At 38.5% G+C, this 23,097-nt stretch carries 23 protein-coding genes; 8 read left to right on the top strand and 15 right to left on the bottom strand.

From position 1 onward, the window contains the following. Window positions 1-4: 4 nt before the first annotated feature. From phnE to C9J29_RS05300, 3 genes are all read right to left on the bottom strand, one after another. Window positions 5-820: a phosphonate ABC transporter, permease protein PhnE gene (gene phnE, locus C9J29_RS05310; protein ID WP_164908685.1), complete on the bottom strand. Its 816-nt coding sequence runs from the start codon at window positions 818-820 to the stop codon at window positions 5-7. Next, window positions 777-1,580 (bottom strand): phosphonate ABC transporter ATP-binding protein, encoded by an 804-nt coding sequence (gene phnC, locus C9J29_RS05305; RefSeq protein WP_008174314.1) that lies wholly within the window; start codon window positions 1,578-1,580, stop codon window positions 777-779. The genes phnE and phnC overlap by 44 nt, the downstream gene beginning before the upstream one ends. A gap of 83 nt (window positions 1,581-1,663) precedes the next feature. Further along, window positions 1,664-2,737, bottom strand: coding sequence for a PhnD/SsuA/transferrin family substrate-binding protein (locus C9J29_RS05300; RefSeq protein ID WP_237068753.1), 1,074 nt, complete (start codon window positions 2,735-2,737; stop codon window positions 1,664-1,666). A gap of 181 nt (window positions 2,738-2,918) precedes the next feature. Here C9J29_RS05300 and C9J29_RS05295 point away from each other — a divergent pair, with 181 nt between their 5' ends. Continuing rightward, window positions 2,919-4,481, top strand: coding sequence for a bifunctional metallophosphatase/5'-nucleotidase (locus tag C9J29_RS05295; protein ID WP_237068752.1), 1,563 nt, complete (start codon window positions 2,919-2,921; stop codon window positions 4,479-4,481). A 57-nt stretch (window positions 4,482-4,538) separates the two neighbouring features. Here the strand turns inward: C9J29_RS05295 and C9J29_RS05290 are convergent, their stop codons facing one another. The 3 genes from C9J29_RS05290 to C9J29_RS24215 form a co-directional block, all read right to left on the bottom strand. Continuing rightward, window positions 4,539-5,330: a GNAT family N-acetyltransferase gene (locus tag C9J29_RS05290; RefSeq protein WP_089986641.1), complete on the bottom strand. Its 792-nt coding sequence runs from the start codon at window positions 5,328-5,330 to the stop codon at window positions 4,539-4,541. After that, window positions 5,323-7,131 (bottom strand): ribosomal protection-like ABC-F family protein, encoded by a 1,809-nt coding sequence (gene abc-f, locus C9J29_RS05285; RefSeq protein ID WP_107921766.1) that lies wholly within the window; start codon window positions 7,129-7,131, stop codon window positions 5,323-5,325. Before abc-f ends, C9J29_RS05290 begins: the two co-directional genes overlap by 8 nt. A 104-nt stretch (window positions 7,132-7,235) precedes the next feature. Next, on the bottom strand, window positions 7,236-7,376 hold the full coding sequence (locus tag C9J29_RS24215; RefSeq protein WP_008174324.1) for an RAxF-45 family protein: 141 nt from the start codon (window positions 7,374-7,376) through the stop codon (window positions 7,236-7,238). A gap of 213 nt (window positions 7,377-7,589) precedes the next feature. Here C9J29_RS24215 and C9J29_RS05280 point away from each other — a divergent pair, with 213 nt between their 5' ends. Then, window positions 7,590-9,284, top strand: a complete 1,695-nt coding sequence (locus tag C9J29_RS05280) for a methyl-accepting chemotaxis protein (protein WP_096363922.1) — start codon at window positions 7,590-7,592, stop codon at window positions 9,282-9,284. A gap of 44 nt (window positions 9,285-9,328) precedes the next feature. Here C9J29_RS05280 and C9J29_RS05275 read toward each other — a convergent pair whose 3' ends face one another. After that, window positions 9,329-10,357: an AbrB family transcriptional regulator gene (locus C9J29_RS05275; RefSeq protein WP_089985534.1), complete on the bottom strand. Its 1,029-nt coding sequence runs from the start codon at window positions 10,355-10,357 to the stop codon at window positions 9,329-9,331. A 224-nt stretch (window positions 10,358-10,581) separates the two neighbouring features. Here C9J29_RS05275 and C9J29_RS05270 point away from each other — a divergent pair, with 224 nt between their 5' ends. From C9J29_RS05270 to C9J29_RS05245, 6 genes are all read left to right on the top strand, one after another. Further along, entirely contained in the window at window positions 10,582-11,031 is a 450-nt protein-coding gene (locus C9J29_RS05270; protein ID WP_089985532.1) for a LytTR family DNA-binding domain-containing protein, read from the top strand. Between the two features lies 1 nt (window position 11,032). After that, window positions 11,033-11,437: a DUF3021 domain-containing protein gene (locus C9J29_RS05265; RefSeq protein ID WP_008174333.1), complete on the top strand. Its 405-nt coding sequence runs from the start codon at window positions 11,033-11,035 to the stop codon at window positions 11,435-11,437. 5 nt (window positions 11,438-11,442) lie between these two features. Further along, a complete protein-coding gene (locus C9J29_RS05260; protein ID WP_107921765.1) occupies window positions 11,443-12,363 on the top strand; it encodes an ABC transporter ATP-binding protein in 921 nt (306 codons plus the stop codon). After that, a complete protein-coding gene (locus C9J29_RS05255; RefSeq protein WP_089985527.1) occupies window positions 12,363-13,238 on the top strand; it encodes an ABC transporter permease in 876 nt (291 codons plus the stop codon). Before C9J29_RS05260 ends, C9J29_RS05255 begins: the two co-directional genes overlap by 1 nt. A gap of 134 nt (window positions 13,239-13,372) precedes the next feature. Next, on the top strand, window positions 13,373-14,128 hold the full coding sequence (locus tag C9J29_RS05250; RefSeq protein ID WP_008174339.1) for a DUF2087 domain-containing protein: 756 nt from the start codon (window positions 13,373-13,375) through the stop codon (window positions 14,126-14,128). 17 nt (window positions 14,129-14,145) lie between these two features. Further along, entirely contained in the window at window positions 14,146-14,487 is a 342-nt protein-coding gene (locus tag C9J29_RS05245; RefSeq protein WP_008174341.1) for a GIY-YIG nuclease family protein, read from the top strand. 65 nt (window positions 14,488-14,552) lie between these two features. Here C9J29_RS05245 and C9J29_RS05240 read toward each other — a convergent pair whose 3' ends face one another. From C9J29_RS05240 to C9J29_RS05205, 8 genes are all read right to left on the bottom strand, one after another. After that, complete coding sequence (locus tag C9J29_RS05240; protein ID WP_089985524.1) at window positions 14,553-14,927, bottom strand: MmcQ/YjbR family DNA-binding protein; 375 nt, start codon at window positions 14,925-14,927, stop codon at window positions 14,553-14,555. A gap of 96 nt (window positions 14,928-15,023) precedes the next feature. Beyond that, entirely contained in the window at window positions 15,024-15,842 is an 819-nt protein-coding gene (locus tag C9J29_RS05235; protein WP_107921764.1) for a YitT family protein, read from the bottom strand. 79 nt (window positions 15,843-15,921) lie between these two features. Then, the gene (locus C9J29_RS05230) at window positions 15,922-17,223 is read right to left on the bottom strand and encodes a M48 family metallopeptidase (RefSeq protein ID WP_043989743.1); all 1,302 of its coding nucleotides are present in this window, start codon (window positions 17,221-17,223) and stop codon (window positions 15,922-15,924) included. A gap of 191 nt (window positions 17,224-17,414) precedes the next feature. Then, the gene (locus C9J29_RS05225; protein ID WP_008174350.1) at window positions 17,415-18,221 is read right to left on the bottom strand and encodes a hypothetical protein; all 807 of its coding nucleotides are present in this window, start codon (window positions 18,219-18,221) and stop codon (window positions 17,415-17,417) included. After that, window positions 18,214-19,284, bottom strand: a complete 1,071-nt coding sequence (locus C9J29_RS05220; protein WP_107921763.1) for an MBL fold metallo-hydrolase — start codon at window positions 19,282-19,284, stop codon at window positions 18,214-18,216. Before C9J29_RS05220 ends, C9J29_RS05225 begins: the two co-directional genes overlap by 8 nt. After that, window positions 19,277-20,938, bottom strand: coding sequence for an ABC transporter permease (locus tag C9J29_RS05215; RefSeq protein WP_107921762.1), 1,662 nt, complete (start codon window positions 20,936-20,938; stop codon window positions 19,277-19,279). The genes C9J29_RS05220 and C9J29_RS05215 overlap by 8 nt, the downstream gene beginning before the upstream one ends. A gap of 58 nt (window positions 20,939-20,996) precedes the next feature. Beyond that, window positions 20,997-22,022, bottom strand: coding sequence for an ABC transporter substrate-binding protein (locus tag C9J29_RS05210; protein ID WP_008174357.1), 1,026 nt, complete (start codon window positions 22,020-22,022; stop codon window positions 20,997-20,999). Next, window positions 22,019-22,984: an ABC transporter ATP-binding protein gene (locus tag C9J29_RS05205; protein WP_089985515.1), complete on the bottom strand. Its 966-nt coding sequence runs from the start codon at window positions 22,982-22,984 to the stop codon at window positions 22,019-22,021. The genes C9J29_RS05210 and C9J29_RS05205 overlap by 4 nt, the downstream gene beginning before the upstream one ends. Window positions 22,985-23,097: the final 113 nt, after the last annotated feature.

Genomic DNA, 23,097 nt, shown 5'->3' with positions numbered 1-23,097 from the left:
ACCTCTACATTAATTTTTTGCGGAAATATTCGCTTGTTGTTTCAATTAGAAAAACCGTACAAACCAGCATGAGAAGGATCATCCCCACATTCTCATAGCTTCGCCATCCCAAACTTTCATTCAGAAGTAACCCAATTCCTCCTGCACCTACATACCCTAAAATCGACGCATAACGAACATTTCCCTCAAAGCAAAATAACGAGGTGGAGAGATAATTGGGTAAAATTTGCGGCATAATCGCATAACGAAATGCTTGAATTGTTGTGAGGCCCATTGAATGCATTGCCTCATATGCCCCCATATTGGCATTTTCTATTTGTTCATATAATAGTTTCCCTACATACGCTATAGTAAATAAAAAAATCGCCACTGTACCAGCCATCGTTCCAAGCCCAAAAATAAACGTCGCTATTAAGGCAACAATCAAAGTAGGCAACGTTCGTAGTAGACTTAACATAAATTTAGCTACCATGGCGATTCCTTTATATTTCGTGATAGTAGTGGCAGCAAGTATGGCAATAGGTAACGCAACTAAAGCACCTGCTACAGAGCCAAATAAGGACATTTTAATCGTATCAAATAGCGGCTGCCATAGCTTTGATAAGTAGTCCCAATTAGGTGGAATCATCTGCTGTAGGATGACAAAGAACTCTTGAATTCGATGGACAAGCACCTCTATGCTAAAGCCCGTAATACGAATTGAAAGAAAAAGTAGTACAACTATTAATAGCCACAACACAGGCAGGAATGAGCGTTTCTCCAGCACTTCTTTTCCATTAGGCAAAACTATTTTTTTCGGTGATCGCATCTTCCATGACATGTTCTGTTTCGCCTCTCCCTTGGTTCGTAGTGTTATAAATGAAGGCAAGCGTTTCCTCAGTTATTTCACTTGCCTGCCCATCAAATACAATTTCACCGCTCCGTACACCAATAACGCGTGTCGCATAGGCTAATGCCAAGTCAACATGGTGAATATTAATAATTATGGTCATGTTGAACTGTTTATTAATTCGTTTAAAATCGTCCATCACTTGTTTAGCTGTTACAGGGTCAAGTGACGCAACAGGCTCGTCCGCCAAAATAATTTGCGGATTTTGTGCAAGTGTACGAGCTAATGCCACACGCTGTTGTTGCCCCCCGGATAATTGGTCGACACGGACATACGCCTTATCCAAAATACCGACTTGATCGAGTGCCATTAATGCTTGTCGCTTTTCTTCTTGCGTAAATATGCCTAAAACTTTTCGCCATACTGGCATATTCGGCACAAAGGATACGAGCACGTTTTTCAAGACCGACACACGTGTCACAAGATTAAAAGATTGAAAAATCATGCCAATATTTCTGCGTAAATTACGGATGCCCTTGCCCTTCAGATGCTGCACATTGACTTCATTGACACGCAATGTACCTTCAGTAATGTCGTGCATTTTATTAATACAGCGTAATAATGTTGATTTTCCAGCACCGGACAAACCGATGATGGCCACGAATTCGCCCTGCTCAATTTGTAGATTAATGTGATTTAAGGCAAGAAAGCCATTCGGATAACGTTTTTCTACCTCTTTAAACTCAATCATTGAACCGCTCCCTATCTAGAAAATATAAAAGAAGAATCTGCTTTCTGCGAGTAAACCGCAGGCCACGCAGATTCTTCATTCCCTTATTTCGAACCGAGGTTTTGCACTAATTCCTGTGCCTTACGCTCGTTGTCATAGTCACTGTCTTTTGCCTCCTGATAGCCTTCATGACTATAGATAGCAATTACTTCCTTACCTTGATCTGTGTTACCAATATTCATGAAGGCCTGCTGAATTGCCTTCTTCAGGTCGTCAGTCATGACCTTGGAATTTTTACTTACACTAATAGTGTCGTTATAAATGGCAGGCATTACCCCGATTAAATCCGTCTCATCCCAAATGGAAGCAGTGCGTCCGAAATCTCCTTGCCAGCTTTCCTCATAATCACGACGTGCATCTGCATAAGTGACCAAGACATCTGTTTGTCCAGCAGCTAAACGTCCAAAGGCATTCCCATAAGAATCAGCTTGAACAACCTTCGCTAAATCAGGAATGGTTTTATCGAAATTCTCATGTAACCATAATGTAGGGTAAATATAGCCTGCTGGTGAAGAAGAGGACATAACATTCCACGTGACATTATTTAAATCTTCAAACGTTAATTTCTCACCATTGTTCACTTTCGCTGCTAATGCTTTACCTTTTTCAGATGGACCTGCCACTAAAATAGCCCTATATGATGTAGCCTGTGTTGTCGTTGGTGCTGTTGGTTTATTGTTATTCCACTCCACTGGGTTATCAGAATCATTATTTAATCCAGCACGTGTAGCAGTTAAAATTACTTCTGCGCCATCATCATATAACACATAAGTCCCTCCAGGTATTAAGCCAATATCTGTAGTACCTGCAGACAAGGCTTCCCCTACTGCTTCAAAATTAGTTCCAACGGTAATATCAATTTCACCTACATCAAAACCTAGTTTCGCAAGCTCGTCCTTTAACAAACCTTTTAAAGGTTCGGTTGCCGTAATAATTTCATCTGGATTACGAGAAGGTACAAAGCCAATCGATAAATTATCTATAGACTCATTGCCACTTGCCTCTGCAGCCACATCTGTCGTTTTATTATCTTTAGATGTGTCCGAAGCTTCATTTCCACATGCCATTAGGAACACAGTAAGCATGCATGTTAACGTGAAAAATAGTAGTTTCTTCAAAATGTTATCCTCCCTTTTTGAAATGCTTTTTCAGTATATACAGTAAATATTTTCCTAGTGTTAATAGCGCGTAAATTAATGTTTCTACTTGGTAAAATAATATTTTGATAGTGTAAATAAGCTAACTTCCTACGAAATTACTTTATATACTATGGATATACTAATGATCGGAGGATCTATTATGTCTACGAAAACGATACAAATACTTGCAACCAGTGATATTCATGGCTATATCATGCCCACAACCTTTCGACATGATCGAAATGAAGCGCTTGGGTTAGCCAAGCTTGCAACAATTATTGAAGAAAAAAGGCTTGAAATGCCAACCATCTTAATTGATAATGGTGACTTTATTCAGGGCAGTCCCATGACCTTTTATCATCAAAAATTTCATACGCAGGAACGGAATCCTTTGATTCAGGTGGCCAATGAGCTTCAATATGATGCCATCGTATTCGGTAATCATGAATTTAATTATGGACTTCAGACGTTACAATCGGTGATTCACCAATCACATTTCCCTTGGCTAGGCGCCAATATCGTGACCAAGGATGGGAGACCATTTACAAAGCCATATATCATTAAAGAAATAGATGGCATTAAAATAGCCATTTTAGGTGTGACAACACATTTTGTTACTAAGTGGGAGGAACCTCTTCACATTGAAGGACTTCATTTTGAAGATGCCTTTTCAAGTGCTAGCTACTGGGCAAAATGGATTCGTGCTAATGAACAAATTGACGTTCTAGTTTTATGTTATCACGGTGGATTCGAGAGAGATCTTGAATCAGGAGAACTACTTGAAGCTGAGGATGGAGAAAATCAAGGATACCGTATGTGTGCTGAAATAGAAGAAGTAGACATTATTATTTCTGGCCACCAGCATCGTGAAATTAGCACAACCATTATGGGAAAATCAGTCGTTCAACCTGGGACGAAGGGCGTTTGTATCGCTAAAATAGAGCTAGAAATTGACATGGATCATCAGCAAAAAATCCAATCGATTTGTCATACCCCATCGCTCATTTATAGTTCAGAGCATACGCAACCTCATGATGCTGTTTGTCAGATCATCTCACCAACCTTTGAAAAAACCGAAGCATGGTTAGATGAAACAATCGGCATGATCCAAGGAGATTTACAAATTGAAGATCCATTTCTTGCGCGCATTCAGGAACATCCCTATATTGAATTTATCAACCGCATTCAAATGGCTGTGTCGGAGGCATCTATTTCCTGTACAGCTCTTTTTCATGATGAACCAGGTGGCTTCAAACAAGCCGTTACGATGCGTGACATTGTGACAAACTATATTTACGCTAATACATTAAAAGTACTTCGACTCTCAGGACAGGACATTTTACTTGCCCTTGAACAATCCGCTAGCTATTTTACGGTAACAGCAGGTCAATTGCATGTAGCGGATTCATTCCTTTTCCCGAAGGCGCAACCTTATAATTATGATATGTGGGAAGGTATTGAGTATATCTTGGATATTTCAAAGCCTATTGGTGAACGTGTTACCAAACTTTCATATCATGGTGCAGCTATAAATAGGGAGGAAGAGTTCGATGTCGTAATGAGTAGTTATCGTGCGACTGGTGCAGGAAATTTTGACTTTTTAAGAAATCGCCCTGTTGTGAAAGAGATTCAGATTGATATGACCGAGCTAATTGCCGATTATCTGTTAAAACAGCCCATTGTCCAAGCGACATGTAATCATAATTGGCAAGTACAATACTAAAAAACCCGCCAAATTCTAAATTTCACAGGAATTTGGCGGGTTTTTATATATGTTAGATTAAGAATTTTGTCGTATATCTTGAATACTTTTACCTTCTGTAAATGCATGAATGGAGGCAATGGATCCAACCGATTTAAAGTTATACCTATCATAGACTTTAGCAACTTGATCGGTAATTGGCCATATCCAAAGCTGCTCAAGCTTCTGATTCACTGACTGCTGTTGGATATGCTGCAACATATAGCCGATTAAACCACGACCTCGATGGCTTTCAATTGTTGCTACACTCTCAATCCTTCCTTGATTTCCTGACACAAATAGATTTGCGGAACAGCATGGCACCCCATCAAGTTTTAATAAATAGTACGTAAAGCTTGGCGAATAATACGCTTGCTCAAAGGCCATTTTAATTAATTCAGGATCTCCAAAAGCAGAAATGCTCATTTCCACTGCCAAGGCTTCGTTCAAATTTGCTTCTGTTACCCGTTCAATTTTGATCGCTGGATGTGGTGAGAGTTGACGAAACTCACCATTCCAGCACTGAATTTCATTGACGAACTGCTCATATTGAAAGCCATGCATCTCTAAAGACTCTATACACGCTTGATTATCCTCAAGATTATATAAATACAGCCGTGGGATAAGCGACTTAGATTGATAGAACGTTTTTATATCTTCTAAAAACTGAACAGGTTTTTCGATCTTTCGCCAAACATGTGCATGATTAGCATCATAATAGGTCGGAATTGCCTTATTATAGAATAAAACTCCTTCTTTACATGCCTCCATTTCACTAAAACTCTTTACATAATCTATATCAAGCTGCATAATGTGTTCTAAATTAAGCATGTTCCGTTCCCTCTTCCATCCATTTTTCATATAACTCCTCTATATGCTGTTCGAGCTTTTGCCGTTGCTCTTTAGCAAGTGAAGGTTCCTCTAGTTTTGCCTCTAGTTTTTCAATTTGTTGCTCAATCGTTAGCTCTTTTTTGACAGATTGTATTTTAGGTGCCGCTTCATTTTCAACTTCAACTACTATTTTTTCCCAGAGCTCCTCAAGTTTTTGTCTAGCCCACTCATAATCTCCTTCAAAAACATGAATAGTTTGATCCTTTAGCCATGCTGTTTTGGTAAATATTTTTTGTAAGAAGTAGCGGTCATGGGACACACCAATAATGGTTCCCTCAAAGGTTTCTAGCGTATCCTCCAATACCTCTCTTGCTTCAATATCTAAATGGTTCGTTGGTTCATCCAAAATGAGCACATTAATATCCTCATGCATTAATTGAGCTAACCGAAGGCGCATTTTTTCTCCACCGCTTAAATTCTTCACTTTTTTAAAGACATCATAGCCATAGAACAAAAATCGTGCGAGAATATGGCGTGCTTCGGCCTCAGACACCGCTACATTTTCACGAAACGCATCAATTAATCGGATAGCTGGATTTTTATGTTCCAATTGCTGAGATAGATAACCAATTTTCACATTACTACCTACATGGCAAACACCGCGATTAGGAACGATTTCCCCTAACATCATTTTTAATAACGTTGATTTACCACTACCGTTGTTCCCAACAATCGCTAGTCTTTCTCCAAAGTAGACAGCTAGGTTACTGTCTATCAATAAAGGCTTATCATAGCCGTGGTAAATGTCTTGTAATTGCACTACCTCTTTACCGCTGCGTTCAGCCATCGTTAAAGCGAGATTCATTTTCTTTTTTGATATAGGCTTCTTCACCCGTTCGATACGTGCTAATGCTTTTTCCATACTTTTCGCACGTCTATGCATAGAAGCGTTTGGTGGATTTGCTTCATTAGCCCATTGTTTTAATCGTTTAATCGTTTCTTGCATTTTCTTAATTTTCTTCTGCTGCTCTTCATAATCAGCAAATTGCTGTTCAATCTTTGCCTCTTTTTGTGCTATAAACGCATCGTAATTACCTGTGTACGTAAAGGCCTCTCCATCTTCAATTTCAATGACTTTATGTGCAATCTGATTCATAAATTGGCGGTCATGAGAGACGACAATGACAATTCCCTCAAAGCTGCGTACGTAATTTTCAAGCCATTCGATTGCCTGCATATCAAGATGGTTCGTTGGTTCATCTAACAATAAAATAGCTGGCTGGCTCAATAAAATTTGCCCAAGCATTACTTTCGTCTTCTCTCCACCACTTAAACTACTAAATGGCTGTGCCAACATTTCCATAATGCCTAGCCCATTTGCAATCATCGCTAATTGGGCATCCACCTCATAGCCCCCCTGTAGCATGAATTGCTCCTGTACTTGCCCATATTGCCATAAAATTTTATCCGTTACGTTTGACTGCATCTCTTGCTCAAGTATCGTCATTCTAGCCTTTAATGCATAAATATCAGCAAATGCCTCTTCTAACACTTTCTTTACTGAATGACCCGGATAATTTGGTATTTGATGTAAATAGCCGACTGTGGCATCTTTACTTTTTATGATACGTCCCCGATCGGGAAAATCTACACCCGATAGAAGCTGCAATAAAGTTGTTTTACCACTACCATTTACGCCAACTATAGCAACATGCTCCCCACTATTTACCTCCAGTTGTAAATTCTCAAATAATATATTGCCACCCATAATTTTTTGTATTTGCTCAGCTTTCATTTGCATCGTTTTTTCCTCCAATGAAACGCGCGAAAACATCTTGACAACACAAAAAAGACTGCTCATTAACAAGCAGTCTTTTTCTCATTAAAATGTGTGAAAAAGAATGGTTAATTCGCTACGTTAGTTATTTGATTTTGCTTAAAAATGGACAGACCTATCCCGTTGTTCGCAAAATCGAAAGTAATGACACGTGCAAAATACATAGCTGTATCCACTTTTATACATGTGTCCGTAGCGTTTTTATTCATTCTTTTTCACCTCCGTTCAATATAGTTAAACATATAATACCATTTTTCAGATAATTTGAAAAGGGGATAAATGAACAATCATTTTATTTTATAAATATACAAACTGGCACACTAGTTATATACTAATAAAAAATAGAAATTTTTTCCCAAATTATATCAATATTTAGGCGATTGGTAGTAGGGTTTTTTACGGAGAATGTGGAGGGACATTTCATGAAAAAGCTAAGTATGCAAAAGAAAATGAGCTTATTAATTGTGGTTATTATTGGATTTGTACTCATTGCTATAGGTCTTATGAACACAACCGAAATGAAAAAAACATTACGAGATGAGTACAATACAAGGCTCCATCAAATTTTAGATTTAAGTATACTTAACCTCGACCAAACATTACCTGGTGAATGGCAATTAAAAAATGGTGAGCTTTACAAAGGCAATGTAAACGTAGCCAATGAAACGGCACTTATTGATACTTTAGGAGAATTATCACAGGCTGCCATTACAATTTTCGCTGGAGAAACGAGAATTAATACAAATATTGTCATAGATGGACAACGTGCTATTGGAACAACGGTCGACCCAAAAGTAGCTGACACTGTTTTACAGCAAGGGAAAACGTACACGGGTACTGCCGAAGTGCTAGGCAACCCCTATTTTACAAAATACGAGCCCATTAAAAATAAAAACGGCGAAACGATTGGCATGTTCTTTGCTGGGGTACCTTCCGCTGATATTGATGTAGTCGCACAAAAGATGTTATTAAAGACTGGAATTATCGCTGTCATCTCAGCCCTTATTGCAGTCATTGCAGGTATGCTCTTTATTCGTGGCATTGTCAGACCTTTAAAGCAATTAAACATCCAGCTAGAAACGATCTCTGCTGGGAAAGGTGATTTAACGCAGCAGCTACTAGTGCAATCAAAGGATGAAATCGGCCATGTGGCAGAGTCGTTTAATGCCATGCTGGCAACTTTACGTAGTATGATGCAACAAGTAGATGCAACAGCCAATCAAGTGTCTGCATCCTCACTGGAATTATCTGCAACGGCAGGTTCCACCACGACAACAACGGAGCAATTAACAGCCAATATGCAGGAGCTTGCAAGTGGTGCAAGTACTCAAAAGCATAGTGCTCATGAGAATGCCGAAGCGATGGAAGATATTGCTGGTGGAATTCAACTAGTTACAGAAACTAATAGTGAGGTATCTTCCTATGCGTCGGATGCCTTCGATACGGCCAAGCATGGTGAGGATGCCGCACATAATATGCAGTTTCAAATGCGTGCTATGACCAATGCCGTTCAGGAAAGTGCAGAAGCCATTGCAGCACTTGATACACATGCCAATAAAATAGATGAGATTGTGGAGGTCATTCATGCCATCGCTGATCAAACGAATTTATTAGCCCTCAATGCATCGATCGAGGCGGCTCGTGCGGGCGAACATGGCAAGGGCTTCGCAGTGGTTGCAGAAGAGGTTCGGAAGCTTGCCGAACAATCCAAAATCTCCGCAGCAGAAATTACAGAGACGATTCACACGATGCAACAACTGTCTAAGGAAGCACGGGTGTATATGCAGCAAAGTAAACAAGAGGCCACTACAAGCGCTGAGGTGGTCTACACAACTAGCAAGGCTTTTGCAGATATTACTACAAAGGTGTCACTTGTGACACTCAAAATTCAAGAGGTGTCAGGCATTGCCGAAGAGCTGTATGCAAGAATTGAACAGGCGAATGCTTCAACACAGATTATGGCTGAAATTGCTATGGATGCACGTGAACAATCAAAAATCGTCACACAAATTGCTGAAACGAATCTTCTATCAATGGATGATATTAATCAGGCAGCGTCACAGCTAACAGCGAATGCCGAAACATTGCAAGATTTAATCCATCAATTTAAATATTAAATCGACCAGCAAAAAAACATGAGGGATTAGTTGATCACTATCCCTCATGTTTTCACTTTTTTTACAAACATTTTGACCACAGGCACAAGGAAAATTGAAATCACTAGGATTCGGAAGAGTTGAAAAGCTGTGACGATTGTCACATTGGCATGTACAGAAGCCGCAATAATCCCCATTTGATCAAGTCCCCCAGGCACAATACTTAAAAAGCCTGTCTTAAAGTCGAGACTGTATAAACTTTTCATTAAAAATGTTAAGCCATACGCTGCTCCTATATAAATGCCAGCTGATACAAATGCATAAAAAATATGCCTCTTTGATAAATGTAAATCTTCTTTTTTCAACAATAACCCGATATGGATTCCAACCATCAATTGAGCAATATGTAGAAGAGATATGGGTATTCTAGGCACTTCTATCCCCACCATATTAATACCCATCAATAAAAATACTGGGCCGAGCATATAACCTGTTGGAATTTTAAGCTTTTGAGCAATCCATCCTGCTAAGCCACAAACAATTAGTATACCGATAAGGCCCCATGTATACATTCCGTTGTTCATAGTGCTGTTTCCACCAACATCTGTCAACATTAGCGGGACAAAGCCGACGATTAAAAGAACACGGAGGATTTGAAAGAATGTAATGACCACCATATCCATATCGCCTTGCTCCTCAGCAAAAGCCACAACCTGTGCCATGCCACCAGGTACACAGCATGTCAATGCCGTTGCAAAATCCAAATCTGTACGTTTGGCTACTAAATAACTGACACCAAAAAATAATAATATAAAAATCACATTTATAACGACAATACTCCCTAAAAAAAGCTTAATATCCTGCACCGCTTCTGGAGTAAAGGCAAAGCCGATAGAATACCCTGCTACGATTAAGCCAAAATTACGGAAGGAAGAGTGCCATCTCAATTGTACATTGGTCGACAATTGCACGATAAGTACAGCTGTAATAGCGCCTAGCAACCAAGGCATTGGTATATGAAGTAGTTGAAAAACGACAGCACCTATGAGGCCAATGCATAATGTAATCAACATATGCCTACCAAAAACAAACATACTAGCAACCCCTTACAACACTAGATAACTATATTATGACGTTTCTTAACCTTTTTTTCTATTGAAGCGACTTTTATATGGTTTGCTATCGTTAAAAAATAACCTGTTATCGATAAAATTGAACCTCTTATCCAATAATTTACCTTTGCTAAAATTATCTATGCTACATTATTATTACCTGATTCAGCGTTTTCCCTTTGAGGGGAAAATAAAGGAGGCCTCCTATGAAAATTCATTTGACTATTCACCATGAACTTGAAGAAACAGAGGTTCATATACATGCGAAAGAATACAACGAACAAATTGAAAGACTCATGCAGCAATTACAAGCGTCCCAAACGACTATGCTAGATGGGTACTTTCAACAAGAAATTCATCTACTAAAAATTTCTGATATTTATTCCATCTATGCAGAGGATGCCAAAGTATTTTTACAAACGAATGAGCAAGAGTTTGAGTCTAAACGAAAATTATATGAACTAGAGGCACAGCTTTCAAAGGACTTTGTACGAGTAAGTAAATCTACACTTGTCAATATCCATAAAATCTCCTCTATTCAAATGGGCAAAATCGGTACAACACAATTACTGCTTGAAAATGATGTAACCATTCATGTTAGTCGTAAATATATAAAAGAATTGAAGCGACACTTAGGTATTGGGAGGGATCTATAGCATGAAATATGTAAGCATGATGATTATCGGACTACTCATATCCCTTAGCTCTTCATATGTCTTAGTGACATTTAGCGTCCTATCAAATAATGCGATGGTGTCAGGCACAGAATTACTAGAGCAAATTGTTATTGCAGCCATACTTGGCATTGCCATCGGACTTATATCTGGTATTTTTGAGATTGAATCGATCCCTTTTATGGTGCAGCTACTCTTGCATTTAATCGCTGTGACAATCTGTGTTTTAATTGCTGGCTATTTTGGTGGTTGGTTTATGCATTCTGGTGTGAAATATGTGCTGCTTTCTGAAGCCGTTATTTACATCATCGTTTGGTGTATTCTTTATATCCTTCAATTAAATGATATTGAAAAAATAAATCGAGAAATCCGAAAAAGAAAGGAATAATCTGGATGACCTTCGCAATAAAAGTAGAGAATTTATGTAAACAATATGGTGATCATCATGCGGTTAATGATATTTCATTTGCGGTTGAACGAGGTACCCTCTTTGCTTTTTTAGGAGCAAACGGTGCTGGCAAATCGACAACAATTGAAATCCTTTGTACTTTATTAAAAAAATCCAGCGGCAATGTCACTATCAATAACTTTAAACTAGATGTCAGCAATCATAACGCAGATATCCGTAAATCCATTGGTGTTGTGTTTCAGCAAAGCTTATTAGATGATCGTTTAACTGTGCAGGAAAACATTCTACACCGAGGCAGAACATATGGATTATCAAAAACACAGCTTGCTGAAAACTATCAATTTGTTTCCTCCTATTTGCATTTAGAGGATATTGAAAAGCAAAAATATGGAACCTTATCAGGCGGTCAAAAAAGACGAGCAGACATTGCACGTGCACTTATTCATCGTCCAACTATATTATTTCTAGATGAACCTACAACCGGCTTAGATCCACAAACTCGACAATTAGTTTGGCAGGCCATCAAGCAGCTTCAACTCGAAACGAATATGACTGTGTTTTTAACGACCCATTATATGGAGGAAGCGGCAGTCGCCCATCAGGTCCTTGTTTTAAAGGAAGGAAAAATTGTCGCACAAGGTACGCCTGATGCGTTGAAAACAAAGTATGCCTATGACTCTATGGCCGTTGTTTTCAATAATCCACTAGACGGTGTTAAATGGCTGGAAGAACACGCCATTACCTATACCGAGAAACAGGAGATCTATACAATCCGTTTAGAGTCCACTCTACAAGCTCTCTCCCTTTTAAAGAAAGCGGAGCCACTCATCGCCTCCTTTGAAGTGATTAAAGGAACGATGGATGATGTCTTTCTTCATATTATGGCAGAGGAGGATGTTGCATAATGGAAGCCTTAATGAGCTTAGTACAACGAAATAGTAAAGTATTTAGACGAGATAAAACACAAGTGTTCTTCTCTCTACTATCGGTGATTATAGTCATCGTGCTTTACGCCTTATTCCTCCAAAAAATGCAGGTAGATGCAATTGAACGAATCACGGAAGCCACACCTGAAGTGATTACCATGGTGAACGAATGGGTTGTAGCAGGGTTACTATCGATGATTGCCGTTTCGTCAACACTTAGTGCATACGGTATCGCCATAAAGGATCAGGAATCAAAGGCAATGGCCGATTTTTTAACCGCCCCTCTTTCCCGCGCCACAATACAAATGAGCTATGTACTCAATGCATTAATAATTGGCTGTATTTTTTCCTTTATCGCATTAATTGGCTGTGAAATTTTTATCGTAGCAACAGGCGGTAAGCTTTTAAGCCTTGCACATTTTGTTCAAGTACTTGGCATTATCTTATTATCTGTCTTACTCGCAAGTGTCTTGAATCTATTTCTTTCCTTGTTTGTGTCGACACAAAATGCCTTCTCAACATTAGGAACTATTGTCGGTACACTACTCGGATTTTTATGCGGTGTTTATGTCCCACTCGGTGCTCTACCAAGCTTTGCACAAAATTTAATTATGTATTTCCCAGTTAGTCATACTACATTACTCTTACGAAACACATTTATGGAAAGCTCCATTGCCAATGTCTTTGAGGGTACACCGGTCTCCTATGTGAATGACTACAAAATTAATTATGGTATTGTCTACGAGCTTCATGGTAATACCCTTAGTGCCTCAACGAGCATCATCATTATCATTGGTACAATCCTCGTCCTAGCGATCGCCTCCTTCCTTTTGTTTAAAAGAAAATATAAATAAATAGTTGCCAACGTTTTTACACATCGTTTAGAAAACGATGTGTTTTTTATTGCTTTATCATAAACAATTTGTTATTTTAATAATAAATAAGCAAACAAAAATAAAAATCGTTTGTTTTTATCGGAGGATTCCTAATGGATGTAAATGAACTATTTTGGCAAGCGCCTATCGATAATCTAAAAAAGGGTTATATCGACGATGAGACACATTTCACTTGTCTACTATGTGGAGAAGAAATAGAAAAAGGAATTATTTACCCTTACGACGGCTTACTGTATGAAGCCGAAAAAATGATGCAGCATCATATTACGATTACACACCAGTCTGTTTTTCATTACTTAAATGGTCTCAATAAAAAAATGACCGGCTTAACTGAGCATCAAAGTCATATTTTAGGCTTATTTTATGAAGGTAAATCAGATCAGGAAATAAAAAAGGAATTAGAAATTGGCAGTGCCACGACTATTCGTCATCACCGCTTTGCTTTAAAGGAAAAAGAACGTCAAGCCAAGACGTTGTTAGTAATGATGGAATTACTGAAGGAACAAGATCGAAAGGAGGATACGTTTGTGTCTATTCATAAAACAGCTACAATGGTTGACGATCGCTATAACGTCACTCTCTCAGAAGAACAACAAGTATTGGCGAAATTATTCCCACACGGTGTTGGTAAGGAGCTAGTTCGTTTTCCTAAGCGTGAAAAACAAAAAATTATAGTACTTCGTGCCATCACAATGCTTTTTGACAAAGAAAAACAATATACAGAAAAAGAATTGAATGAAATCATCAAGCCCATGTATGAAGACTATGTTCATATACGCCGCTACTTAATTGAATACGGTTTTCTGGACCGCCAATCTGACGGCAGTGCTTACTGGGTTAAAAAATAAGAAGGCAGGTCATTAAAATGGATCATAAAAAAGAACTAAAAGAAATGTATAAGGACATGAAAATTGAAGCGGGCGTTTTTACTATGACGAATACACAAACAGATAAAGTATTTGTCGGTAGCTTTAATAATTTGAAGCGTTTAAATGGTTTTCAGTTTATGCTCAAAACGAATACACATACGAACAAGGAGCTTCAAGCGGACTATAATTCATTTGGTCAAGAAGCTTTCGAGGTGAAAATCGTTGAGTATTTAAAGAAGAAGGAAGAGGGTTATTTCGATGCCAAAAAAGAGCTTGAAAAGCTAGAGCAAAAATGGCTCGATACGCTAAATCCTTATGGTGAGCGCGGTTATAATTGATCAAAGATGAGCGCATTTACCAATAATAAAGGTAGATGCGCTATCCCTTACTCATATAAGTCTTGTTATTGTTTTGCTTCCAATAGGCAAATTTCCTGCTGTGCTTTTTTCGTTAATTTACTGAAAACAAGTTCATACGAATGCTTAATAAGTTTCTCTACCAAATCCATCGGAACATCTTCAGCATCCATATAAATGGAGTTCCAATGCGTTTTATTCATATAGTAGCCAGGTATAATGCTGGTATAGGCTTCTCGTAATTCCTCTGCTCGCGCAGGTTCACATTTTAACGTTAGCACTGGCCGACCTGTGGCATTTCCTCCAATCATGGCATACATCTTCCCACCTATAAGATAGCGATCTGCTTGCCATTCTTCCTTATAGTCATACGTTGTTCCTTGCAGCTGAAGACAATTTGCATGAATCGTTTCCTTTTCCATTTCCATTCCCCTTTCAACATTAACTAGTTACCCCTAAAACAAAAACACACGTTCGATTATAGTAAGTATAATCGAAAACATGTGTTGAGGATAGCGTTATTTACTTGTACCACGATCAAACATCCCCATCACCTCGGTTGTTTGCAAAATATTCACAAACGACTTAGGATCGGTTTCTTTAATCGTACTTTTCACATCAGCCAGTTGATAGCGTGTAATAACCGTAATTAATACTTGACGGCCTTCGCCAGAATAGGCTCCTTTCGCATCGATGATCGTTACCCCACGATGAAGTTTTTCTAATAATTGCTGTTTAACCTCTTCGCCTTTATTCGTAATAATCATAAGGGTTAATTTAATATGACTTGTATGAATCGTGTCCACTACTTTTCCGGTTGCATAAATGGAAACAAGCGTTAATAGCGCTGCATCCCAACTAAAGACAAAGCCTGAAGCTGCCACTACGATACCATTCATAGCAGCAATTAAAGTACCAAGCGGAAAATCACGTTTACGGCTTAAAAGCATGGCAATAATATCGAAGCCCCCAGAGGAGCCTGCTGCTCGGAAAATCAATCCCATGGCAACACCTACGATGACTCCACCAAATAAGGAAGCAAGAATGGGCTCTTGTGTCGCCTTGTAAATCGGAATAATATATAAACTCACTGATAAAACAGCCACCGATAAAATCGTATAGCTAATAAATCGTTTCCCAAGCTTCATCACACCTAAAATAAGCAAGGGCAAGTTCAGTAGTAGGTTTAGCACCCCGGTATTCAGCGGAGTAATAATCCCAAGCATAATGGCAATACCGCTTAATCCCCCACTTAAAATTTCATGAGGAATTAACAAAAAATTATAAGCAAAGGCCACTAAAATGGAAGAAAATGTAATAATAATCACATTACGCATGTTGATGTCCCCTATAAACGACCAAATTTTGATACATCTTTTCCATAGACTACCCAACTTACTTACTGGGAAAACATATTTACTTATTTTTCTTCTGTTCTTCCTTTAAAGGACCCTCTTGTTTGTACTCGCCCTTATCAGCAACGTTATTAATACGCTCTAGCATTGGAGGATGCGTATAACGGAACCATTTCACCAAAAGCGGTGGGTTGACCTCGCTTAAGCCCGAAATCGTTAGCTTTTGAAATGCCGTTACAGCCGCCTTGCGATCATTCATCAAGTCAATCGCATATTGATCTGCCCTTGATTCCTGGTATCTGGATACGTAATTAGAAACGGGATTGGAAGCAAATAATAATATGGAGGTAATTAGTAAAAATAATGGGTAGGAGCTAATATTACTAATTTTATTAATTTTGAATACCTGTCCATATCGTGTAACGAAGCGTCGCATAATTTTAGCTGTTAGCCATAAACCAGCTAAAGAGAGTAAAAGATAGCCTGCAATGCCAAAATAAATATGCTTTTCAACATAATGTCCCATTTCATGCGCCATAATAAACAAAATTTCATTATCTGTTAGTCTGTTTAATGTAGTATCCCAAAGAACAATTCTTGAATTGCTACCTATCCCTGTCACGTAAGCATTTAGGGCATTCGTCTTCTCAGCCATATTCACCTCGTAAACATGCTCTGCTGGGATATGTGCCTCGGTAGCAAGTGATAATATTTTAGTTTCCAGCTCTTTATTTTTTAACGGATAAAAGTCATTGTACAAAGGGTCGATCACAACTGGCTGGATAAACATCACAAACATTGTGAACGGGATGGTTAATAGCCATGCATAAAGCCACCATCTTTTCTCACTCTTTTTAATGAGCCAATAGAGCACTGTCACTATGATCAAGGTCATTCCAAAGTTCACCCAAAAATCAATGACACCATCCTTCATCCAAGATCCAAATGCTTGGTTGCTAATGCCATAGCTTTTACTGAGATAATAACGATAATAGTCCATTGGGAATAATGCGACATATACTAATAATGACAATAAAAATAAGTAGCCTGCATTTTGCAAAAGCTTCCACTTTGTTTGAGATGTGCTTACTTTCTCTAAATAACGTGAGACACCTAGCAGTAATATCATGAAGTAAACAAGCCATTCTAAAGGAGTAGCTACAAAGAATAAAAAGTTCCGTATTTTAGAATATTCACCACTTAAAAGAAGTTCCTTACCAGACATAAACATTACTGGATCAGCAACAGTTCCCTGTAAGGTACTTGGTATTTTGCCTCCTCCGCTATGGAATATATACCAGTACATACAAAGCACGTAAACACCGAAAAGTAATAGCGCAACAATGCCCATTTTTTTAGCTATGTCAATTCCCCCTCATATTACCCAAAGTTCGTCCTATAGTAAGTGTAAGCGAAATTATCAAAGTTAGAACAAATATGGACCTACTTTTTATCATCTGTTTTTTACAAGAAAAAATTCGCTCCATTTCTAACAATGAGGACAGTATATCCTTCTCATTGTTTCAACATGTCGCGAATTTATGAAAATGCTTGTTATTTATCCATTACAAATGTTGTTTTCCCACGTTGATCCGCACTTAAATAGCCTGCGGATAATAGTTGGTCATACCATTGCTGTTCGATAACAGCAGCTAGAGCGCTATCATCCACTTTTGTAGAAAGCTCGACCATTATATCTCCTTTATACTCCCAAACCTCAATATCGGCATCATGTCCTAAAAAGCTTCCTTTATAGGTAGTAGCTTTGGCAGGACCGTAGACAACAGCTTGAGATAATATATTTTTATACCAGGCTTCAGCATCCCAATTTAAAATTTTCTTAGGCGAATGATCAAGGATGAGTTTTTTAGCAGCACTTGTATCTACAGAATCGTAAGAAACATTGGAAGTCGTTTTCAAGGATTCTTTACGGCTAATCGTAAATGTACGCTGGTCGCCCTTTATATCTAATTCAAATTTATAATTAGATTCTGACCCCGTAAAGCCATGATCTGTTGCCTCAGCAATCGCTTCGTTCAACGGTGTATGAAGAAAACGTTTTTTATAGGTAATATCCATCTTATTGCTACCTTTATATACACGTAAGCGATGAATATAATCACTTTGGAGAAACATTTTATCAGACGTATCATAGAAATAAATTTTTACATCGTCTTTTTTTGTTGCTTGAAAAACATTTGCTATATTTGATTCTGTTAAAATGTCTGATTTGATATTAAATTTAATTTCATGCCCTGGTTCTATTGCTGCTTTTGCCTCTGTTGGATGGATATACATCATACTAATAATTGTCAAACCCATGAAGCACATATAAAATGCCCATTTCTTCAATTTAGCCATTATTTACTTCCTCCTTTTGTATGGTTGTTTCTAAATGTGTATGTGGACTGTGAAAATAAATAGTTTGTCGTGCATGGATACTTTGCGATAGCGAAATTGTATCCTGATAGTCGGGATGGGTTTTATAGAAAAATTCCTGAGAAGGTTGCATTGAAACATGCTGATTGAATGACGGACGCGAATACCCTGTTTCAATGAATATGGCCGTTGGATGCTCCTTTGCTAGTTCTTCAAGTCTAGCTTCATCCTGTTCCCTAACAAAATAGAGTGTATGACCATCGCCAGTGCATTGCTTGTGACCGACTTGTAACGTCATTCTGTGCGGCCAAATATTTTCAGGTTCTTCTTCATACTGTTTAAACAGGGACTGTAATTTTGTATCTATACAAATGGCTCGCGAAGTTCGCTGAGCAAGATAGGTGACAATATCGACGGTTTTTCCTGAAAAGGATGATGGAAAAATAAAAGCGTTGTTTGGATGTTCATTTACATAAGTTTCAAGTTTCCGTAATACCTCATGATTATCAATATTTTTTTCAATATGGCCACTATCGATGAATGCTACATCATAAATCGTCCCATCTTCTACTGGTAAGGAAGCCTTGAGCAAATAGGAATCACGAACATAATCACCTGAGAAAAAAATTACCTTTTCAAAAAAGCGAATTTTATACCATACACTTCCAATTAAATGGCCACTATATCCCCATTGAAAGGCCAAATAATCATTCACCTTTATCCAAGTCCCTCTCGAATCTGGATGGAAAGTGCGGATATGCGAAATAGGATGTTGAAGCTGCTGAGAAGTTTTATGACTCATTAGAACCGGCCCTTTGTAGCCCATTTCTTCAAGTAGCGGTAGTGCGCCCACATGGTCAATATGGGAATGAGAAATAAAAACTGCCTTTAGTTTTTCTACATGATTAAGTGTTATAGCTGGTGGGGTTTTTTGTGAATTTTTCATCACCCCGCAATCCAGTAAAATCGCCTTCCCTTGATTTTCGATATAAAAGCAATTGCGCCCATACTCCCCCACCCCGCCTAAAATTTCAATCTTAAACATGTGCTTGCCCTCCACGTTTTTGCAGCCAATCAAGTAGAATCATAAAAATCACCGTGATGAAGACGGTGATGACGGCAACAGCCATCCCAACACCTACATTCCCTTGCTCAAATTGACTATAAATAAACGTTGCGCCTGTCTCGACAGAAGGTGGCAAAATTAAGAGACCGGCCACTAACTCTCGCATCGAAATAATAAAGGTCATCATCATACCCGTAAGTATGCCCTGCATTAATAACGGAAGGATGATTCTGCGATAAATATCCCAGTTACTACGACTAAAAATTGCTGCCGATTGAAATATGGAAGCATCTAACTGAGAAAACGAAGATTTAATATACTGTACAGAATAGGGTAAGAAAAGAACACAGTATGTCACCACAACCATGGTTTTTGTGTTATAGATGGTTGCGGGAAGCCATGGAGCATTCCAAAACATAATCAATCCTACGACAAAGACAATACCTGGAATAATATTAGGCATTAAGCTAAGGAAGTCTAATACTTGCTGTTTCTTTGTTTCCCCTTTTTTTATATAGAGTGCCAAAAGCAAGCCAATAATTGCTGTGATCACGGCCGTCATGATGGAAAAAACAATACTATTTAAAAATGCTGTTAATCCTGCACTGCCAACTGTGAATAGCTCCTGATAGGAGGCAAAGCTAAAATTACCTGCTTGTAAACCATCTCCTCTCACCTTTTGCAAAGAGGTGACGATAATCGAAAAATAAGGGATGCCAATAGATAATAAAAGGATCAACCCGACAAAGGTCCATGATATGACTTTTATATACCATTTATCTGTGACCTCACGTTTTCCAGGACTTTTCCCTGAAAGCACGCCATAAGTATATTTGCGTGCCATTAAATTTTGGAAATACCAAATGACTAAACAAACCGAAAGTAAAAATAAAGACAGAGAGGTCGCCATCCTAATATCGACCGGCCATCTGGATAAATATGAATGAATTTCTGTTGTAAATACTTGAAAACCAATACGACTACCAAATGTAGCTGGTGTTCCAAATTCCGCAAGCGTTTTAATGAAAATCAGTAAACTGCCTAAAACATAGCTTGATAGAATAAGTGGTAAAACGACTTTCACCCAATTTCTCCACGGATTCCGTCCGAAAATCAATGCTGCATCTAAAAAGGAACCATTCATTCGTAGTAATGTATTTCTTAACATTAAATATAAAAACGGAAATAGGTGTAAGCTCATAATCATAACCATTCCAAATAAGGAAAAGAATGAATCCGTTAACCAAGCAGCGCCCGGAACTAATTGTTGAAGAAAACCATTATGCTGCATAAACAATATCCAACCCATAGAACCAATATAAGGGGGTGTCATAAATGGAATGGTCAAAACAATATCAAGCCATTCATGTTTATATAAGCTTGTTTTCGTTCGTATAAATGCCATAGGAAAGGCAATTAACGTTGTACCTAACATAACGAAAATCCCTAAGCCTATTGAATTTCCAAGTGTCTGCCATAATCGTTCATGTGCAAACATTCGGCTAAACTGTGAAAAATCAAAATGCCCATCTTTTGTAAACGTATAGAACAAAATCGCCATTAAAGGAGCGATAGCAAATACGACGACAATTGTCATTAAAAATCCAAAAGTTCGTCTTCCTTCCATGATCATGACTACTTCAACCCTTCTATTTGAAAACTCAACAGAGAACTATGTACCTCCCTATCGCTTAACGAAATAAATCGATAAACTTTGTTAATACGTCAAGTTGCTTGGCTTCAGCACCTGCCCACTCAACTTGTAGTTGAGGAATTTCATCTAATGCCGCACGATTTTTTACCGCAATCTCCTTATTTCCTGGTAATAAGTAAGCATCTGCTACAAGCTTTTGTCCTTCATCTGACAATAAAAAGTCAACATATGCCTTTGCAGCTTCAACATGTTTCGCATCCTTCAAAATACCAACAGCACGAGGACTAACGACCGTGCCGCTTTTCGGATAGACGATTTCCACTGGTTCTCCATCTGCTTTTGCTTTGTAAGCCATATAATCAACGCCTGCTATTGTCGCATTTTTCTCACCTGTAATGACTGCGTCTAACGCTTCCTTATTTGCGCCATTGACTTGTAATCCATTGTTCTTCCACGTATCCACTGTTGCCCATGCCGTTTTCTCTGCCTCCGTATAGCCAAATAAGAAATCGACAGCTGAACCTGATAAACTTGGATCCGGTATATTAATTTTGTTTTGCCACTCAGCTTTTGCTAAATCTGCCCAATCTGTCGGTGCCTGCTTTGTATTTTTCGTATTATAGGCAATACCTAAGGCCGAGGCACTGTAGCCGAAATAATACCCTTCTCCGTCTGACCAAGTAGGATTGATGTTCTCTTTATTTTCGGCATCTTTATAACTTTGTAGCTGGTCAGTTGCCTTAAGACCATCCATAGAAGCTACAGAGGCTAGTACGACAATATCGGCTACAGGATTATTTTTTTCCGCTTCTAAACGAGAAAGAATTTTGCCTGTAGTACCTTGAAACATCTCAACCTTAATACCTGTTTTTTCTTCAAAAGCTTGCTGAATATTTGCGGCTAAGCCATCAGGGCCCGCAGAATACACTGTTAATACTTGCTCCTCTTGTGTCTTTGCACTTGCCTGTTGCTCCTCCTCCACCTGTTTGTTCCCACAGCCAGCTAATGCCAATGTTAGTAGAATTCCCGCAGTTGCCCATAATTTAAAACGTCGCTTTTTCAATGTAAACCCTCCATTTGATAGATCTGATTTTCATCAATAAATACTTGTAATCGTTTTCCATGTTCTAGTGGCTGATTCTCGTAAAAGCTCCATGCTTTTCCTTCCACTTGAGCCTGTACTAAGTAACGGTCTCCAACAAACGTACTTTTCACAATCTTCGCTTGCTTAGCAATCGTGCCTGGACGTTGTATTCTAGAAACACCTTCAGGTCGCACAATAGATTGTCCATTTTGTAACCAATTTACTTTTCCAATAAAATCGGCTACATAAGGTGTTGCTGGCGCACGATAAATTTCTTCAGGGGAGCCGATTTGTGCAATGCTTCCCGCTTCCATAATGATAATTTGATCTGACATGGTCATCGCTTCTGTTTGATCGTGAGTAACAAAAATGGCTTGGCAATCAAGCTCATGGATAAGTTGCATAATTTCATCCTGCATTTGCTCTCGAAGCACTGCATCTAGGGCAGATAATGGCTCATCAAATAAAATTAATTGTGGGTTTGTAGCTAAAGCCCTTGCCAGTGCGACTCGTTGCTGCTGACCCCCTGATAACTCCCCTGGCTTCCGTTTCTCAAACCCTTGCATTTTTACTAATTGCATCACATGCTCTACACGTGCTGGAATGTCTGACTTTGGAATAATCCCCTTTAAACCAAAGGCGATATTTTGAAAGATGGTCATATGGGGCCATAGGGCAAAATCTTGAAAAACCATGGCGATATTGCGTTTATTCGGTTTGACATTTTTACGAGATTCCGAAGAATAAATGACAGTGTCATCAAATCGAATTTCCCCTTTCGTTGGCTGTTCAAGACCTGCCAACAATTTTAATAAAGTGGTTTTACCACAGCCTGATTGTCCGAGAATCGTAATGAATTGCTGATCTAACTCCACATTAATAGGCCATAATGCTTGAGATTGCCCATATTTTTTCTCGATATTAGCTAATGAGATTTTCATAAGTATCCTCCTCGTTACTAACTACTATAAATTCCACATATTTAGAAAATATTAATCTACTATTAATAACTCGTTAAAAAAAATCTAATAAACTTAAGTAAATGCATGATTTT

The sequence above is a fragment of the Lysinibacillus fusiformis genome (assembly GCF_003049525.1).
Classification (GTDB): Bacteria; Bacillota; Bacilli; order Bacillales_A; family Planococcaceae; genus Lysinibacillus; species Lysinibacillus fusiformis.
The sequence above is the reverse complement of the archived record's forward strand: the minus strand, read 5'-3'. Positions and strand labels throughout refer to the sequence as shown.

Excerpts from the sequence above, each read along its gene's own strand:
- C9J29_RS05215 (WP_107921762.1), bottom strand. The coding sequence starts at position 20,938 with ATGATCATGGAAGGAAGACGAACTTTTGGATTTTTAATGACAATTGTC.
- C9J29_RS05290 (WP_089986641.1), bottom strand. The coding sequence starts at position 5,330 with ATGCTTAATTTAGAACACATTATGCAGCTTGATATAGATTATGTAAAG.
- phnC (WP_008174314.1), bottom strand. The coding sequence starts at position 1,580 with ATGATTGAGTTTAAAGAGGTAGAAAAACGTTATCCGAATGGCTTTCTT.
- C9J29_RS05250 (WP_008174339.1), top strand. The coding sequence starts at position 13,373 with ATGGATGTAAATGAACTATTTTGGCAAGCGCCTATCGATAATCTAAAA.
- phnE (WP_164908685.1), bottom strand. The coding sequence starts at position 820 with ATGTCATGGAAGATGCGATCACCGAAAAAAATAGTTTTGCCTAATGGA.
- C9J29_RS05280 (WP_096363922.1), top strand. The coding sequence starts at position 7,590 with ATGAAAAAGCTAAGTATGCAAAAGAAAATGAGCTTATTAATTGTGGTT.
- C9J29_RS05245 (WP_008174341.1), top strand. The coding sequence starts at position 14,146 with ATGGATCATAAAAAAGAACTAAAAGAAATGTATAAGGACATGAAAATT.
- C9J29_RS24215 (WP_008174324.1), bottom strand. The coding sequence starts at position 7,376 with ATGAATAAAAACGCTACGGACACATGTATAAAAGTGGATACAGCTATG.
- C9J29_RS05240 (WP_089985524.1), bottom strand. The coding sequence starts at position 14,927 with ATGGAAAAGGAAACGATTCATGCAAATTGTCTTCAGCTGCAAGGAACA.
- C9J29_RS05270 (WP_089985532.1), top strand. The coding sequence starts at position 10,582 with ATGAAAATTCATTTGACTATTCACCATGAACTTGAAGAAACAGAGGTT.
- C9J29_RS05275 (WP_089985534.1), bottom strand. The coding sequence starts at position 10,357 with ATGTTTGTTTTTGGTAGGCATATGTTGATTACATTATGCATTGGCCTC.
- C9J29_RS05255 (WP_089985527.1), top strand. The coding sequence starts at position 12,363 with ATGGAAGCCTTAATGAGCTTAGTACAACGAAATAGTAAAGTATTTAGA.
- C9J29_RS05295 (WP_237068752.1), top strand. The coding sequence starts at position 2,919 with ATGTCTACGAAAACGATACAAATACTTGCAACCAGTGATATTCATGGC.
- abc-f (WP_107921766.1), bottom strand. The coding sequence starts at position 7,131 with ATGCAAATGAAAGCTGAGCAAATACAAAAAATTATGGGTGGCAATATA.
- C9J29_RS05225 (WP_008174350.1), bottom strand. The coding sequence starts at position 18,221 with ATGGCTAAATTGAAGAAATGGGCATTTTATATGTGCTTCATGGGTTTG.
- C9J29_RS05205 (WP_089985515.1), bottom strand. The coding sequence starts at position 22,984 with ATGAAAATCTCATTAGCTAATATCGAGAAAAAATATGGGCAATCTCAA.
- C9J29_RS05235 (WP_107921764.1), bottom strand. The coding sequence starts at position 15,842 with ATGCGTAATGTGATTATTATTACATTTTCTTCCATTTTAGTGGCCTTT.
- C9J29_RS05220 (WP_107921763.1), bottom strand. The coding sequence starts at position 19,284 with ATGTTTAAGATTGAAATTTTAGGCGGGGTGGGGGAGTATGGGCGCAAT.
- C9J29_RS05260 (WP_107921765.1), top strand. The coding sequence starts at position 11,443 with ATGACCTTCGCAATAAAAGTAGAGAATTTATGTAAACAATATGGTGAT.
- C9J29_RS05265 (WP_008174333.1), top strand. The coding sequence starts at position 11,033 with ATGAAATATGTAAGCATGATGATTATCGGACTACTCATATCCCTTAGC.